Below are 445 nucleotides of genomic sequence, written 5' to 3'. Positions count from 1 at the left end.
CCAAAACCGCCGGCTACTCTCGTCTAGTCGCTCTTCCCCATACAGGCCGCCACGTATCTCCCTCCCCTGCGTGGCAGCATGAGCGTTGTCATTGTCCTGCGATCTCCTTGTGGAAATAGGCACCGAACGCGTACAGTGGCACGTTCTTAATCACTCCATCACGTGAGAAAGGGGCCAACGAAGTGCGCAAGACCAGTACTGGGAGATGCTTTTTGACGAAAGCGGCAAGGCTTTTCGCCCTCAGATTGGTTCCAGCCTTCACCTCAATGGGCACGGGCTGCGGCACTCGCTCGTTTCCATCTACGATGAAATCGATTTCGGTGCGCGTCGACTGGTTCATGAAATAGTGCAGCTTGTTGCCCGTATCCACTTTGTTGCCCGCCTGGCTGCTCGCAAGCAGTTCTTGGGCAACGAGCTGCTCTGCAAGCGCCCCCTTGAATGAACT

General features: G+C 56.0%; 1 protein-coding gene. It reads right to left on the bottom strand.

Annotation, left to right across the window (positions count from 1 at the left end):
* Positions 1-88: 88 nt before the first annotated feature.
* Positions 89-445: DUF4143 domain-containing protein (locus tag NE591_RS12400; protein WP_256156763.1), on the bottom strand; the 357-nt coding region annotated here is incomplete at its 5' end.

This window comes from Adlercreutzia sp. DFI.6.23, from assembly GCF_024462535.1.
GTDB classification, from domain to species: Bacteria; Actinomycetota; Coriobacteriia; order Coriobacteriales; family Eggerthellaceae; genus Adlercreutzia; species Adlercreutzia rubneri.
This window is presented reverse-complemented; position numbering and strand designations above follow the sequence as displayed.